15 protein-coding genes are annotated in these 15,327 nt (G+C 69.0%); 9 read left to right on the forward strand and 6 right to left on the reverse strand.

All coding sequences use genetic code 11. The annotated features are described in order from the left end of the window. Positions 1–11: 11 nt before the first annotated feature. The gene (locus CEF10_RS07675) at positions 12–1,232 is read right to left on the reverse strand and encodes an FAD-dependent monooxygenase (RefSeq protein WP_101067548.1); all 1,221 of its coding nucleotides are present in this window, start codon (positions 1,230–1,232) and stop codon (positions 12–14) included. Positions 1,233–1,321: 89 nt separating this feature from the next. Here CEF10_RS07675 and CEF10_RS07680 point away from each other — a divergent pair, with 89 nt between their 5' ends. The 4 genes from CEF10_RS07680 (at position 1,322) to CEF10_RS07695 (ending at position 7,748) form a co-directional block, all read left to right on the forward strand. After that, a complete protein-coding gene (locus tag CEF10_RS07680) occupies positions 1,322–2,650 on the forward strand; it encodes an amidase (protein ID WP_101067549.1) in 1,329 nt (442 codons plus the stop codon). A gap of 156 nt (positions 2,651–2,806) precedes the next feature. Then, positions 2,807–3,985 carry an aminotransferase class I/II-fold pyridoxal phosphate-dependent enzyme gene (locus tag CEF10_RS07685; RefSeq protein WP_101067550.1) on the forward strand — a complete coding sequence of 393 codons (1,179 nt, stop codon included), beginning with the start codon at positions 2,807–2,809 and terminating at the stop codon, positions 3,983–3,985. 19 nt (positions 3,986–4,004) lie between these two features. After that, positions 4,005–6,881 (forward strand): DNA translocase FtsK, encoded by a 2,877-nt coding sequence (locus CEF10_RS07690; protein WP_101067551.1) that lies wholly within the window; start codon positions 4,005–4,007, stop codon positions 6,879–6,881. Between the two features lie 246 nt (positions 6,882–7,127). Next, on the forward strand, positions 7,128–7,748 hold the full coding sequence (locus tag CEF10_RS07695) for a LolA family protein (RefSeq protein ID WP_101067552.1): 621 nt from the start codon (positions 7,128–7,130) through the stop codon (positions 7,746–7,748). Between the two features lie 21 nt (positions 7,749–7,769). Here the strand turns inward: CEF10_RS07695 and CEF10_RS07700 are convergent, their stop codons facing one another. Both CEF10_RS07700 and CEF10_RS07705 read right to left on the reverse strand, forming a co-directional pair. Then, positions 7,770–8,372 (reverse strand): transglycosylase SLT domain-containing protein, encoded by a 603-nt coding sequence (locus tag CEF10_RS07700; RefSeq protein WP_101067553.1) that lies wholly within the window; start codon positions 8,370–8,372, stop codon positions 7,770–7,772. Positions 8,373–8,462: 90 nt separating this feature from the next. Further along, positions 8,463–9,344 carry an AEC family transporter gene (locus CEF10_RS07705; RefSeq protein ID WP_101067554.1) on the reverse strand — a complete coding sequence of 294 codons (882 nt, stop codon included), beginning with the start codon at positions 9,342–9,344 and terminating at the stop codon, positions 8,463–8,465. A gap of 85 nt (positions 9,345–9,429) precedes the next feature. On the opposite strand from CEF10_RS07705, the gene hspQ reads away from it, so the two are divergent. Then, a complete protein-coding gene (gene hspQ / locus CEF10_RS07710; protein WP_101067555.1) occupies positions 9,430–9,756 on the forward strand; it encodes a heat shock protein HspQ in 327 nt (108 codons plus the stop codon). A 20-nt stretch (positions 9,757–9,776) separates the two neighbouring features. On the opposite strand, the gene CEF10_RS07715 is transcribed toward hspQ, so the two are convergent. The 3 genes from CEF10_RS07715 to CEF10_RS07725 all read right to left on the reverse strand — a co-directional run bounded on the left by CEF10_RS07715 (position 9,777) and on the right by CEF10_RS07725 (position 12,425). Then, on the reverse strand, positions 9,777–11,351 hold the full coding sequence (locus CEF10_RS07715) for a gamma-glutamyltransferase family protein (RefSeq protein ID WP_101067556.1): 1,575 nt from the start codon (positions 11,349–11,351) through the stop codon (positions 9,777–9,779). Positions 11,352–11,589: 238 nt separating this feature from the next. Then, positions 11,590–12,078 (reverse strand): ATP-binding protein, encoded by a 489-nt coding sequence (locus CEF10_RS07720; protein WP_101067557.1) that lies wholly within the window; start codon positions 12,076–12,078, stop codon positions 11,590–11,592. A gap of 8 nt (positions 12,079–12,086) precedes the next feature. Then, the gene (locus CEF10_RS07725; RefSeq protein WP_101067558.1) at positions 12,087–12,425 is read right to left on the reverse strand and encodes an STAS domain-containing protein; all 339 of its coding nucleotides are present in this window, start codon (positions 12,423–12,425) and stop codon (positions 12,087–12,089) included. Between the two features lie 97 nt (positions 12,426–12,522). On the opposite strand from CEF10_RS07725, the gene CEF10_RS07730 reads away from it, so the two are divergent. The 4 genes from CEF10_RS07730 to CEF10_RS07745 all read left to right on the forward strand — a co-directional run bounded on the left by CEF10_RS07730 (position 12,523) and on the right by CEF10_RS07745 (position 15,316). Continuing rightward, positions 12,523–13,695 carry a thiolase family protein gene (locus CEF10_RS07730; RefSeq protein WP_101067559.1) on the forward strand — a complete coding sequence of 391 codons (1,173 nt, stop codon included), beginning with the start codon at positions 12,523–12,525 and terminating at the stop codon, positions 13,693–13,695. A gap of 82 nt (positions 13,696–13,777) precedes the next feature. Beyond that, positions 13,778–14,239, forward strand: coding sequence for a GAF domain-containing protein (locus tag CEF10_RS07735; RefSeq protein WP_101067560.1), 462 nt, complete (start codon positions 13,778–13,780; stop codon positions 14,237–14,239). 110 nt (positions 14,240–14,349) lie between these two features. Further along, positions 14,350–14,922, forward strand: coding sequence for a helix-turn-helix domain-containing protein (locus CEF10_RS07740; protein WP_101067561.1), 573 nt, complete (start codon positions 14,350–14,352; stop codon positions 14,920–14,922). A 13-nt stretch (positions 14,923–14,935) separates the two neighbouring features. Further along, positions 14,936–15,316: a GFA family protein gene (locus tag CEF10_RS07745; protein ID WP_101067562.1), complete on the forward strand. Its 381-nt coding sequence runs from the start codon at positions 14,936–14,938 to the stop codon at positions 15,314–15,316. Positions 15,317–15,327 lie beyond the last annotated feature (11 nt).

Raw genomic sequence — 15,327 nt, forward strand, 5'->3', positions numbered from 1 at the left:
GCGAAGCCCGGCTAGCCCCGCATCAGCCGCGGCAGCTCCCCGGTCAGCCCGGCGGCTTCACGGATCATGCCGCGCCGCAGGCGCGGCAACGCGTTGATCGCGCCCATCCCGATGTCGCGCCCCAGTCGCAGGATCGGGTTGTCATTGGAAAACAGTCGGTTGGTCACGTCAGTGGCGACGGCCAGCGTCGCGGTGTCGAAGCGCCGCCACTGCTGGTATCGCGCCAGCACATCCTCTTTGCCGATATCCTCGCCACGTTGGGCGGCCTCCGAGAGCACCTGTTCCATCGCGGCCACGTCGCGCAGCCCGGCGTTCAGCCCCTGTCCGGCGATCGGGTGCATGCCGTGGGCGGCGTCGCCCACCAGTGCCAGCCGCTCGGCCACGAAGCTGTTGGCCAGGCTCAGCCCCAGCGGGTAGCTGAACCGCTTGCCCTTGAGCTTGATCTCGCCGAGGAAGTCGCCGAAGCGGGGGCGCAGAACCTCGAGGAACTCGGTGTCGGACAAGGCCATGAACCGCGCCGCGGTTTCATCGGTCTCGCTCCAGACGATGGAACTGACGTTGCCCGGCAGCGGCAGTATCGCCAGCGGCCCCGCGGGCATGAAGAACTGGTGCGCCACGCCGTGATGCGGCAGGGCATGCTCGATCGCCGCGACAAGCGCCGTCTGCCCGTAGCCCCAGCCGGTACGCCGGATGCCCGCGCGGGCGGCGGTGCCGGAATTGCGCCCGTCACAGCCCACGAGCAGCTTGCCCGATACCTTTCGGCCGGAGTCGAGCGTCACCTCCGCCCCCGCGGGGCCGGTCGACTGTGCCGTGACCGCCTTGCCCGAGACGCGGGTGATGCCGCCCGTTTCCTTCATCGCGTCAAGGAAAGCGCGGCGCAGGAACCGGTCCTCGACCATGTGGCCCATCGGGCCTTCCTCGATCTCGCCGTGGTCGAAATGCAGCAAGAAGGGCGAAAGCGGGCCTTCACCCGCGCGCCCGTCGCTCACCTTGATTTCAAGCATCGGCTGGGCCTTGTCCGCAACCCGATCCCAGATGCCGATGGCGTGCAGCAGCCGAACCGAGGCCAGCGCGAGCGCATAGGCGCGCCCGTCGAATCCCGCGTCGCGGCGCACGGTTTCGGCGAGCGCGTCGATGACCGTGACCCGCAGCCCGGACCGGGCGAGGGCCAGTGCCAGCGCCGGACCGTTGAGGCCCCCGCCGACGATGAGGATATCGCTGTCGTGCTCCATGCGCCAAATATGACTGTGCGCGCGGGATTGTCCATGCGCCCGGGCGCCGCTACGACTGTTTTCCGCGGAAACGGACAGCGGGGGGCGAGATGCAGGAGTGGCTGGGGATGACGGCGGCAGCGCTGGGGCGCGCAATCGCCGCGCGCGAGATCGACCCGGAGGCGCTGACCGAGGCGTATCTCGAGGCGATCGCGGCGCATGACGACCGCGACCGCATCTATTCCGCCGTCATGCCCGACCGCGCCCGTGCCGAGGCCGCGGCCGCCGCGCAACGGGCCAGGGCCGGGCGGCGGCGCGGTCTGCTGGACGGTGTGCCGGTCAGCTGGAAGGACCTGTTCGACACCGCCGGCACGGCGACGGAGGCGGGCACGGCATTGCTGAAGGGCAGGGTGCCCGCGCGCGACGCACGCGTTCTGCGCAATGCCAATGCGGCCGGGCTTGTCTGCCTGGGCAAGACCCACATGAGCGAATTCGCGTTTTCGGGGCTGGGGCTCAACCCGGTGACGGCGACGCCGCCGTGCGTGAACGATCCAGGCGCGGTGCCCGGTGGGTCCTCCTCGGGCGCGGCAGCCACGCTGGCCTTCGGTCTCGCCGCCGGGGCGATCGGCAGCGACACCGGCGGCTCGGTGCGGATCCCGGCGGCGTGGAACGACCTCGTGGGGTTCAAGACCAGCGCGGGATGCCTGCCCCTTGACGGCGTGGTGCCGCTTGCGCCCAGGTTCGATACCGTCGGGCCGCTGGCGCGCAGTGTCGAGGATGCCGCCCTCTTGTTCGCGGTGTTGGCCGGCACGCCGGCACCGGACCTCGACGGCGCCACGCTGGAGGGGCGGCGGCTGGCGATGCTGGAAACCGTGGTGATGGACGACATCCGCGAGGCCCCGCGCGTGGCCTTCGAGGCGTCGGTCGAGCGGCTGCAAGCGGCGGGCGCCGTGGTGGAACGGCTGCACGCGCCCGAGGTCGCCGAGGCGATGCCGATGTCGGGCGTGCTCTATACCTCCGAGGCCTACGGCACCTGGGGCAAGGTGATCGAGGCCGACCCTGACGCGATGTTCGGCCCGATCCGCGAGCGGTTCCGCGGCGGCAAGGACGTGCTGGCCGCCGACTACGTCGCCGCGTGGCAACGGCTGGAGGTGCTGCGCGCCGGCTGGCAGGCGCGGGTGGCGGGTTATGACGCGGTCCTGATGCCCACGGCCCCCAACATGCCGCCGCAGGCCGATCGTCTGATGCATGACGACGACTACTACGTCACCGAGAACCTGTTGACCCTGCGCAACACCCGCGTGGGAAACCTGATGGGATCGTGCGCCGTCAGCCTGCCGACCGGCGTTCCGAGTTGCGGGATCATGCTGTGCGGTGCCCCGGGGGGCGAAGCAAGGCTGCTGCGGCTCGCCGCGGCGGCAGAGGCGGCGCTGGCGTGAGGCGCGGACCCTGAGCCGCGCCGGGCGTCTTGGGCGGTGCCAGAATTGCCACGGTGCCGGTCAAGACCATTGTTTTTCTGGACCCGAGGCCGGCTGTTGGGTAGTCTTCGGCCAAACGGGGCGGTCAATGACCCCGGACCTTGAGGCAGTATCGGCATGTTTCCCGAGCGGTTTTCGAACCTACCGGCTTACGCGTTCCCGCGCCTGCGGCGGTTGCTGGACGGCCACGCGCCGGGCGGCGAAGTGCTGCATATGACCATCGGCGAGCCACAGCACGCGTTTCCGCCGTGGGTCAGCGGGATCATCGCGGAGCACGCCGCGGGTTTTGGCCGCTACCCGCCGAACGACGGCACGCCGGAGCTGCGCGCGGCCTTCGCGGGCTGGCTGGCGCGGCGTTACGGCGTTGAGGTGGATGCCGACACGCAGTTGATGCCGCTCAACGGCACCCGCGAGGGGCTTTACAACGCGGCCATGGCGCTTTGCCCGGAACGCAAGGGCGGGGGGGCGCCGGCGATCCTTCTGCCCAACCCGTTCTATCAGGTCTACATGGTCGCGGCGCTATCGGTGGATGCCGAACCGGTGTTCGTGCCCGCCACCCGCGACACCGGGCACCTGCCGGATTACACCGCGCTGCCGGCCGACACGCTGGACAGGGCCGCGCTGGCCTACATTTGTTCGCCGGCCAACCCGCAGGGCGCCGTGGCCGGGCAAGACTACTGGCGCGACCTGATCGGGCTGGCCGAACGCCACGATTTCCAGATCCTGGCCGACGAATGTTACAGCGAGATCTACCGTGACACCCCGCCACCCGGCGCGCTGGAGGTCGCCGCCGAGATGGGCGCGCACCCCGAGCGGGTCGTGGTTTTCCACAGCCTGTCGAAGCGGTCCAACCTGCCGGGTCTGCGCAGCGGTTTCGTTGCGGGCGGCCCCGAGAGCATCGCGCGGATGAAACAGCTGCGCGCCTACGCCGGTGCGCCTTTGCCCCTGCCGCTGCAACGCGCGGCCGAGAAGGTCTGGGCCGACGAAACGCATGTGGTCGAGAACCGTGCGCTCTACGCCGAGAAATTCGCGAAGGCCGACGAGATACTCGCAGAGGTGCCGGGCTACGCGGGGCCGCAAGCGGGGTTCTTCCTGTGGCTGCCCGTCGACGACGGCGAGGCGGCGGCGCTGAAGCTCTGGACGGAAACGGGTGTGCGGGTGCTGCCGGGCGCCTACCTCGGCCGGCAGGTCGGGGGAGAAAACCCCGGGACGGGATACATACGGGCCGCCATGGTGGCCCCGCTCGAGGAAATGACGCGCGGCCTCACGCGGTTGCGCGACTGCCTCTACACGTGAACGACAAAGAGGGACGGAGATGGCTTATCAGGCACGCGGGCGCGACCCGCTTCTCGACAGCAACATGGCCGGCGTGATCGAGCGGCGCGGCAAGGAGCTGCTTGGCCTCGGCCTTCTCGTGCTCGGTGGCCTCGCGGCGGCAATGGTCCTTACCTACCATCCCGCCGATCCCAGCTGGCTGTCAGCGACCGACGCGCCGGTGCGCAACTGGACGGGCCGCGTTGGCGCGGGCATCGCCGCGCCGGTGTTCATGATCCTCGGCTGGGGAAGCCTGGGCCTGGCCATCGTTCCGGCGGCCTGGGGGGTGCGCCTGTTGCTTCACGCGGGCGACGATCGCGCACTGCGCCGGGCGGTCTTTGCGCCCCTCTGGCTGGTCGCGCTCGCGCTCTATGCCTCCTCCCTTGCACCGGGCGACGACTGGTCGGCCGCGCACAGCTTCGGGCTGGGCGGTCTTTTCGGGGACATGGTCCTTGGGACACTGCTGGGGCTGTTGCCGATCTCGGCCAGTTTCGGCCTGAAACTGTTGTCTCTGGGGCTCGGCGCCCTTCTTGTCGTGCTGGGCGGCTTCGTTCTGGGTTTCACGCGGGACGAGGCCGCGCGCATCCTGCGCTTCCTGGTCCTTGGGCTGGTGGGATCCTACGCTGCGGTCGTGGCGCTGCTCGGTCGTGGCGCGGCGGGCGCCGCCGGGGCGGCCCGGCAGGTGCAGACGCGGCGCCAGGCGGTCCGCGCCAGTGCGGACGAGCCGGATGACGGTACGCCGGCCGAGCCGCCCCTGAGTATGCGGCCCCGCGCCCCGGAGGCGGCCGAACCTGCAGAGGCGCCCGAGACCGGCGGCGGGTTGCTGGCGCGCATGCCGTCGCTCATCCGTCGTCCCGAGCCGATGCCCGAACCGGAGCTGGTGCAGCCCGAAAGCCCGGCCGAAGTCGACGACATGCCGGGTGATGACCGCATCCGCGCAAAGATCTCGCAAGCGGTGAAATCCCGCGTCCGGCAGGGTGTTGGCGGCCAGGCGCCGTTGACGCGCGGCCTCGGGCGCGGCCCCGACAAGCTGGTGCTCGATACCGCATCGACGGAAGACGGCCTTCCACCGGAACCGCCACTGACCTCCGGCGACGGCGCGCGGCCCGGGCAGGCCGCCGCCGCGCAGGGTGCCGCGCCCGGCCACGCCAGCCCGGACGTTGCCCGCGCTGCGGGCAACCGGGAGGATGCGGCCCCGGCAACGCCCGACACCGCCGGACAGGCCGAGGCCGCGCCGAGGATCCCGACCGCGGAGCCGCGAAAGGTGGTTCAGCACACGCCACGCAAGACACCGCAACCCTCGGCCCGCGCGCAAGCCGAGGCGCAGCCCGCCCTTCAGTTCGGCGATGCGCCCGAGGCGGAATTCGAACTTCCGCCGCTGAGCCTGCTGACCAACCCCGAAACGATCGAGCGCCACCATCTGAGCGATGCCGCGCTCGAGGAAAACGCGCGCATGCTCGAAAGCGTGCTCGACGACTACGGCGTGAAGGGCGAGATCGTCAGCGTCCGCCCCGGCCCCGTCGTCACCATGTATGAACTCGAGCCGGCGCCGGGGCTGAAGGCCAGCCGCGTGATCGGGCTGGCCGACGACATCGCGCGGTCGATGAGCGCGCTGTCGGCACGCGTCTCCACCGTGCCGGGCCGCAGCGTGATCGGCATCGAGCTTCCCAACGACAGCCGCGAAATGGTGGTGCTGCGCGAGATCCTCGCGAGCCGCGACTTCGGCGACGGCAACCAGCGCCTGCCGCTGGCGCTGGGCAAGGACATCGGTGGCGACCCGATCGTCGCCAACCTCGCCAAGATGCCCCACCTGCTGATCGCGGGCACCACCGGCTCGGGCAAGTCGGTGGCGATCAACACGATGATCCTGTCGCTGCTCTACAAGCTTTCGCCCGAGGAGTGCCGGCTCATCATGATCGACCCGAAGATGTTGGAGCTTTCCGTCTACGACGGCATCCCGCATCTTCTGTCGCCGGTGGTCACGGACCCCAAGAAGGCGGTTGTCGCGCTCAAGTGGGTCGTCGCCGAGATGGAGGAACGTTACCGCAAGATGTCGAAGATGGGGGTGCGCAACATCGACGGCTACAACAGCCGCGTGGCCGAGGCGCTGTCGAAGGGCGAGATGTTCTCGCGCACGGTGCAGACCGGCTTCGACGAGGAGACCGGCGAACCGGTGTTCGAGACCGAGGAATTCGCGCCCGAGAAGATGCCCTACATCGTCGTCATCGTGGACGAGATGGCCGACCTGATGATGGTCGCCGGCAAAGAGATCGAGGCCTGCATCCAGCGCCTGGCCCAGATGGCCCGCGCGAGCGGGATCCACCTGATCATGGCCACGCAGCGCCCCTCTGTCGACGTCATCACCGGCACGATCAAGGCGAACTTCCCCACGCGCATCAGCTTCCAGGTGACCAGCAAGGTGGACAGCCGCACCATCCTTGGCGAGATGGGGGCGGAGCAGCTTTTGGGCATGGGCGACATGCTCTACATGGCCGGCGGCGCGCGGATCACGCGCTGCCACGGGCCCTTCGTCTCCGACGAGGAGGTCGAGGAGGTCGTGAACAACCTCAAGGCCTATGGCCCGCCGGACTACGTCAGCGGTGTCGTCGACGGCCCGGCCGAGGAAAAGAGCAGCGAGATCGACCAGGTTCTGGGGCTGTCCACCGGCGGCAACACGGACGGAGAGGACGCGCTCTATGACCAGGCGGTGCAGATCGCCATCAAGGACCGCAAATGCTCCACCTCCTACATCCAGCGCAAGCTGGCCATCGGCTACAACAAGGCCGCCCGGCTGGTGGAACAGATGGAGGAGCAGGGCGTCGTCAGCCCGGCCAACCACGTCGGAAAGCGCGAGGTCCTGGTGCCCGAACCGCAGTGATCCGTGGGGCGGCATGCCTGCCGCCGGGCCTTGACCGGCGGGTGACGTTTCATGCCGGGGCATCGCGGCGGTCCCGCTGGTCTGGCGACCGGTCGCGGCATGTCGATGCCGGCCGGCTTCGCCCGGTCGATGCGGCCTTGATAACGGGCGCGAAGGTGCTGATATCGGGATGGCAGGGCGGCTGGTCGTCGCTGCCGCAGCGGGCGGGCCAGCAGGCATTTTATCGCAGCAAGGAGCGCAGCCAGAATGATCCAGACACGTTTCCTCGCGGCCGCGGGGCTGGCCATTGGGGTATTGGCCGCCGCGGTTGCCCCCGCATCCGCGGAGAAACTCTCGCTGGGGGCCATTTCGGATTACCTGAACGACCTGCAGACCGTGCGGGGCGAATTCACCCAGATCAACGATGATGGCACGATCAGCACCGGCGAGGTCTACATCAGGCGCCCGGGGCGGGTGCGGTTCGAGTACGATCCGCCGGATCAGACCCTGGTGGTGGCAGACGGCAACCGTGTCGGCGTGATCGACGGCAAGTCCAACGAGGGGCCGCAGGCCTACCCGCTGCATCGCACGCCGCTGTCGATCATCCTGGCCCGCGATGTCGATCTCACGCGCGAGCGGATGGTCATCGGCCACGAAAGCGACGGCAAGACGACGACCGTGACCGCCCAGGACCCCGAGAACCCGGATTACGGCAGCATCGAACTGGTGTTCACCGGCCCGCCCGTGGAATTGCGCCAGTGGGTCATCAACGACAGCAGCGGCATGCGCACCACCGTCATCCTGGGGGACATGGAGCGCGGCGTGCGGATCGCCTCGGACAAGTTCGAGATCCCCGGCGTCGGCCCCACCGAACGGCAGGACCGCTGAAGCCGGCAACCGGGCGGCGGCTCAGAACAGCCCGCGCCGGCCGAATCCGCAGCGTGCAAGCTGGCGTTCGTAGGTCTCCGCCCGCTCGTCCACCTCGGCGGCCACGCGCATCAGCCACGGCTTGCGCCGGTAGTTCGCGCGTGCATATCCGGCACGGCCTTCGTGGTAGGCAAGATACTGCTTGCGCGCGTCGTCGAGCGAGATGCCCAGGCTGCGCTGCGATTCCGACATGTACCAGCCCATGAAGTCCGTGGCGTCGTGGATGTCGTCGCGCCTTGCGCGATACCGTCCGGTGGCGGCGCGGTAGTCGTCCCATGTGCCGTCCAGCGCCTGGCTGTAGCCGAAGGCCGAACTCTGCCGGCCCATCGGGATCACGCCCAGGGCGTAGCGGAACGGCGTCCGCGCGTCGGAAATGAACTTGCTCTCCTGGTAGATCGTGGCCATCTGCACGTGCACGGGCACGCCCCAGCGCCGCTCGGTCGCGCGGAAGGCACGCCGATAGGTCGGGCGTTCGTCCAGAATGGCGCACGCGTCGTCGAGATTCCGCGGCGCGGTGTCGTATCCGGCCCCGCCACAGGATCCCAGCAACAGGACGGTCAGAACCGCGAAAAGGCTTCTGCTCATCTGCCTCTCGCCTCTTGTCGTTTTTCTTGTGCTTTTTGCATGCAGTCTAGCGCAAAGGGCGCGGCGGGGGAATGCCGAATTCCGCGCGACCTACAGCAGGACGGCCAGAATCACCGGCAGGGCCGCCACGGAGACCAGCGTGGAGACCACGACGAGGCCGGCAACGGCATCCGAATCGGCGCCGTATTTCTCGGCCAGCAGGTAGGAGGTGACCGCGACCGGCGTGGCGATCTGCAGGACCAGCACCGCGAAGGCCGTATCGCCCAGCGCGAACCAGCGGCCAACGGCCCAGGCCACGCCCGTGCACAGGACGAGCTTGGCCAGGGACAGCCACAGCGCCTGCCGGATTCGCCCCGGGCTGAGCCGGGCAACGGCCACGCCGAGCGTGATCAGCATCAGCGGGATCGCCAGCTGCCCGATCAGTTCCAGCGCGTTGGTCAGGAAATCGGGCGTGCGCCAGCCCTGCCACAGGAACAGCCCGCCCAGCAGCGTGGCGCCGACCAGCGGTTCGCGCAGGACCATCAGGGGCGAGCCTCCGCCGGCCACCACCCAGATGCCGAAAGTGAACGACCACACCGCCATGATCGCAAAGACCACCACGGCGTATTCCAGCCCCGTCTGGCCGAAGGCGAACAGCGCCAGCGGCAGCCCGAGGTTGCCGGTGTTGCCGAAGATCAGCGGCGCGAGGTAGGTGCGAATTTCCAGCCCCAGCAGTTTCACCAAGGCCCCGGCCGCCAGCGTGACCGCGCCGTAAGCCGCCAGCGCGGCCACCGAGAGCGTGGTCAGCGCGGCCGGGGCGATCTCGGTCTTCATCAGCGCCGTGAAGATCAGGCAGGGCACCGCAAGTGTCATCGCCAACCGGGTCACGAACTGCATGCGGTACTCGAAGCCGAGCCGCACCCAGACGAAGCCCACGCCGGCCAGAAGGAACACCGGCGCCACGATCTCGAGCACTGTCAGGGCGAGTTCCACAGTCTGTTTCCCGGAAATTTTCCGCCGGCAATTGGACAAACCGGCCTTGAAAGCTTTAGGCTGCGCAGTTAGGGGCTGCAACGCGATGATGAAGACACGGGCGAAATATCACCTGGGCCAGGTCGTGCGCCACAAGAAGCACCCGTTCCGCGGTGTGGTGTTCGATGTCGACCCCGAATTTTCCAATACCGAGGAATGGTACGCCTCGATCCCCGAGGACAGCCGCCCGGAGCGGGAACAACCCTTCTATCACCTGCTGGCCGAGAACGACCAAAGCTACTACGTGGCCTATGTCAGCGAACAGAACCTCGTGGCCGACTACTCCGGCGAACCGGTGGACCACCCCGATATCCCGGACCTGTTCGGCCCCTTCGAGGATGGCCATTACCCGCTGCATTTCCAGCTGAACTGAGGACACGCCGCGCGGCGTTGTCAGTAACCCAGCGCGCAGCCATCCTTGCGCGGGTCGCTGCCGCCTTCGAGCACGCCGTCGGGCCGTATCGAGATGGCCTGCGCGCCGCCGATCGCCTCTTGGGGGACGATGACGTCGTGCCCCATCTCGGCCAGCGCGGCACGGACGTCCTCGCCATAGCCGCGTTCGACCTTCAGCTTTCCGGCGTCCGCGAAGCAGCGCGGCGCGTCGATGGCCGCCTGCGGGTCAAGGCCGAAATCCCGCAGGTTCGATACGAAGCGCGCGTGCCCCGTCGACTGGTAGGCGCCGCCCATCACGCCGAAGGGCATGGTCACCTCGCCACCCTCGCGCAGGATCCCGGGGATGATCGTGTGCATCGGCCGCTTGCCGGCCGCCATCTCGTTGGGGTGGCCGGGCACCAGCGAGAACCCCGCGCCCCGGTTATGCATCAGTACCCCGAACCTTTCGGACGCGATGCCCGACCCGAAGCCGTGGAACAGCGAGTAGATCAGCGAAACGGCCATGCGGTCCCTGTCCACCACGGTGATGTAGACGGTGTCGCGATGGACCTCCTCGGTCAGCGGTGCCGCGGACGGCATGGCGCTCTGCGGGTCGATCAGCGCCGCCAGACGTTCGGCCGTCTCGGGCGCCAGCATGTGGTCCAGCCGCGCGGTGTGGTCCGGGTCCGCGATGAAGCGGTTGCGCGCGTCATAGGCCAGCTTCGTGGCCTCGGCCTCGATGTGCGCGCGCTGCGCGCCCCACGGGTCCATCAGCGCGATATCGAAGTGCTTGAGGATGTTCAGCAACAGGACAGCCGTGGCGCCCTGGCCGTTGGGCGGGTGCTCCAGAAGTTCCGTTTCTCCGTAGGTGCCGCCAACAGGGGTCGTGTAATTCCCGCGGTGTGCCGCGAAATCCTCCGGTGTGTGAACACCGCCCAAGGCCCGCAGCGCGGCGCAGATGTCCTCGGCGACCTCGCCTTCGTAGAACCCGGCAGCCCCATGCGCGGCAACGCGGCGCAGGACATCCGCCTGGCCCGGTGCCCGAAACAGCGTGCCCACCTCCGGCGCTTTCCCGCCCGGCAGGAAATGGGTGCGTCCGTGACCCTGCAGCGCCTTGCCGGCCGTGGGCCAGTCGAAGGCGACGCGCGGCGCGACGGGCACGCCGGCCTCGGCATAGTGAATCGCGGGGGCCAGCACTGTATCAAGGCCCAGTTTGCCGTGGTCGGACGACAGCCGGCAGAACGCCTCGATCGCGCCGGGGATGGTGACGGCCGCGGCGTCATTCGCCGGCACGGCGTCAAACCCCTGCGCCCGCAGGGCGGCGGCGTCGGTCGCGGCCGGCGCCCGTCCCGACCCGTTGTAGGCCGTCACATCGCCGCCCGCATGGCCGATCAGCGCGAACGCGTCGCCGCCCAGCCCCGTCATGTGTGGTTCGCAGATGCCCAGCAGCACGGCCCCGGCGATCGCGGCGTCGACGGCGTTGCCGCCCTGTTCCAGCGTGGTGACGGCAGCCTTGGCAGCCAGCGGGTGGGAGGTGGCGCACATCCCGCCGGTGGCGAGGACGGGCGAGCGTCCGGGAAAATGAAAGTCGCGCATTGGTCTCGTCTTGTGGTGTTCGCGGCGGAGCCTAGACGTATGCGCGGGTTTTGCCAAACAGGGAAGGAAAAGGATCTCGACGCCGCGCACTGGGTGGGGGCTATTGAAACGCGGCGCCGAGAGAAGCCATTTTCAGCTACGGCTCCTGTATGGCGCTCCAATGCGGCGCAATTTGGCACGCAGCCGGGCAATTTCGCGTCGTGTTCTGTCGGTGAAGTGGCGGCGCGCCATACTGGCGTCACTCCTGCGGAGATCCGTCGGTGCCCCGCGGAAACGTCATGTGAAGGTGGTTCTCGCCGCCGCGCCGCGCGTAGCTGATCGTTTCGGCCAGGTCCTGGATCAGGAACCAGCCGAAGCCGCCCTCGGGCAGGTCCGGCCGTGGCACGGTGACGGCCGGCTTGCGCGCGCGGGGAACGCAGCCGCCCGTCATCGGGCGGCCTTGGTCGACCAACTCGATGCGGATCTCCGTTTCGGACAGCCGGCACCGGACGGTCAAACCGGCGTCCGGGCATGCGGCACAGGCATGTTCCACGATGTTGTTCAGGGCCTCGGCCAGTGAAAGCGTCACCGTCCCGCGCTGCGCGGCCGGCACGGCGCGCGCTTGCAACCAGGCATCGACCGCGCGGAGCACGCGGCGCACCTCCGCCTCGGTGGCGGTGGCCCGGAAGAGCGCGCCGCGGTGTCCTTCGGCGGCGCATGCGCGTGGCGGAGCGCTGTCAGGAGGCACGGCGCGTCTCAGCCGGCGGCGCGGCCGGAGGTGTCCGCCGGCCCCTCGACGATTTCGAACACCTTGTCCATGCGCGTGAGGCGGAACACCTTTGCCACGTTCCCGGTCAGCCCCGCGAGGCGCATCTGGCGCCCTTCGCCCAGTTGTTTCAGCGCCGCCACGATCGCGCCCAGCCCGCTGGAATCGATGAAATCCACCCGGGAAAGGTCCAGCAACACGTCTTGCGGACCCGTTTCGGTGATGCTGCGCATGGTGTCCTTGAACTGGATCGCGACCATGGCATCGATGCGGGAGTCGTTGACGGTGATCACGTTGACGCCGTCGCGGTACGTGCTGGTCAGGTTCATCTTTGCTGCCCCGGCTGCATGCTGTCACCGCGCAGGCTAGACGCCATTCCTTACCATCCGGTATGGATGCCCCGACAGAACGAGGAGGACCGGACAGGTGAAACAGGTTGTCATCGCGGGCGCGTCCCGCACGCCGATGGGCGGTTTCCAGGGCGATTTCGACGGTGTTCCGGCCGCCACCCTTGGTGGTGCGGCGATTCGCGCGGCGCTCGACGGCGCCGGGGCCGGGACGGTGGACGAACTCGTGATGGGCTGCGTTCTGCCCGCCGGGCAGGGCCAGGCGCCCGCCCGGCAGGCCGGGTTCAACGCGGGGCTCGACGAATCGGTGCCGGCGACGACGCTCAACAAGATGTGCGGCTCGGGCATGAAAGCCGCAATGGCCGCTCACGACCAGATCGCGCTGGGCCAGGTCGGCACGGTCGTGGCGGGCGGCATGGAAAGCATGTCGATGGCCCCCTACCTGTTGCCCGGCATGCGCGGCGGTGCGCGCATCGGCCACGCCGAGGTCAAGGACCACATGTTCCTCGACGGGCTCGAGGATGCCTACGACAAGGGGCGCCTGATGGGAACCTTCGCGGAGGACTGTGCCGAGAAATACCAGTTCACCCGCGAGGCGCAGGACGAATATGCCATCGGGTCGCTCGAAGGGGCGCTCGCCGCGCAGGACTCCGGCGCCTTCGCGCGAGAGATCGCGCCGGTCACGCTGACAACCCGCAAGGGGCAAACGGTGGTCGAGGCCGACGAACAGCCCGCCAAGGCCCGCCCCGACAAGATCCCGCATCTCAAGCCGGCCTTCCGCAAGGACGGCACCGTGACGCCGGCGAATTCCAGCTCGATCTCGGACGGGGCGGCGGCGCTGGTCCTGGCGTCCGACGATGTCGCCGGGGCGCAGGGGCTGACCGTGCGCGCGCGCATCCTTGGCCACGCGAGCCACGCGCAGGCCCCGGGCTGGTTTACCACGGCGCCCGTCCCGGCCGCGCGGAAGCTGCTGGAGCGCATCGGCTGGACGACGGAGGACGTGGACCTCTGGGAGGTCAACGAGGCCTTCGCCGTGGTGCCGATGGCCTTCATGCGGGAGATGAACCTGCCACGAGAGATCGTCAACGTGAACGGCGGCGCCTGCGCGCTGGGCCACCCGATCGGGGCCAGCGGCGCCCGCATCATGGTCACGCTGCTCAACGCCCTGGAAACCCGTGGGCTCAAGCGCGGGGTCGCGGCGATTTGCATCGGTGGCGGCGAGGGCACGGCGATCGCGATCGAGCGCGCCTGACCCTTCTTGTTGCCCGAAACATCCCCGGGGGTCCGTCGGCAGACAGCCCCCGGCGCCGGAGGGCCCGGCCCGGAGACACGACATGCGCATCGATTACGACAGCACCGGCAGGACCATCGCCGCCCTGACCGAGGGCGAGACCGATCAAGTCGCGCTCATGGCCACCGTGGCCTGCGAGCTTCACCACGCCGACGACCGGTTCGACTGGACGGGCTTTTACCGCGTCGTGGGCCCCGAGCTGCTCAAGATCGGGCCCTATCAGGGTGGGCACGGCTGTCTCGTCATCCCGTTTTCGCGCGGGGTCTGCGGCGCGGCGGCGCGCACCGGCGAGGTGCAGCGCGTCGACGACGTCGAGGCCTTCCCCGGCCACATCGCCTGTTCCGGTTCGACGCGCTCCGAGATCGTGCTGCCGGTGCGCGACGCCGCCGGCGCGCTGATCGGCGTGCTCGACATCGACAGCGATCGCCCCGCGGCCTTCGGCGTCGACGACGCGGCGGGGCTTCAGACGATTCTCGACCGGGTGTTCGGCGGCCTGCATGGCTGATTCGCGGCCCAGCGCGGCGCCATGCCGCGCCGCGGCGTGAAAAACCCCTTTCAAATTTCATGGAATCGGTGCAGCGTGAAATTTGCGCAAAGAATTTCACGAGGTGCGCCATGCTGCATCGCGACCCGGACCGGCCCCGTACCCTTGGTGCCGACCTGCGCACGTTGCGCAAGGCACGGGGCCATACGCTTTCGGCGCTCGCCGGTCGGCTGGGCCGCTCGGTGGGCTGGCTCAGCCAGGTGGAGCGCGACCTTTCCGATCCGTCGATTTCCGACCTGCGCCAGATCGCCGAGGCGCTGGGAGTGCCGATGTCGATGCTGTTCGGCCATGCCAGCGCGCCTGCCGAGGAACAGGGCCATGTCGTGCGCGCCGGCGCACGGCGGCCGATGGGGTCGCGCGACGACGGGCTGATCGAGGAGCTGCTTTCGCCGGACCTGACCGATGATTTCGAGGTGATCCATTCCACCTTCCGGCCCGGGTCGCGCATGGCCGCGCCCGCGCGGCGGCCCACGCAGGAGGTCGGCTACATCATCTCGGGCCGGCTCGACCTGCGCATCGGTGACCATGATTTCACGCTCGGTCCCGGCGACAGTTTCCGCTTGCGCGGCGAGACCTATGCCTGGGCCAATCCGTATGACGCGCCCGCGGTGGCGATCTGGGTGATCGCCCCGCCCGTGTATTGAGGGGAGGAATCCGATGCACAAGGGATCATGCCTTTGCGGCGCCGTGGCCTTCGAGCTGGACGAGACGCCGCGCGCCCCGATCGCCTGCCATTGCAAGCAATGCCGCCGGCAGTCGGGCCATGTCTTCGCCGCCGGCCACGTGCCGAAAGAAGCCGTCAGGATGATCCGGGAGGATGGCCTTGCGTGGTACCGGGCCAGTGAAAAGGCCACGCGGGGTTTCTGCGGCACCTGCGGGTCGACGCTTTTCTGGCGCGCGGACGACGGCCCAGAGATCGGGGTTGCCCTTGGCGCGCTGGATGACCCCACCGGTCTCGGGCTCACCCGCCACGTCTGGGTGGGGGACAAGGGCGACTACTACGAGATCGCGGACGGTCTGCCGCAGGACGAACACTAGTGGAGCGGGGG

This window comes from Roseovarius salinarum (genome assembly GCF_002834145.1).
GTDB lineage: Bacteria > Pseudomonadota > Alphaproteobacteria > Rhodobacterales > Rhodobacteraceae > Roseovarius > Roseovarius salinarum.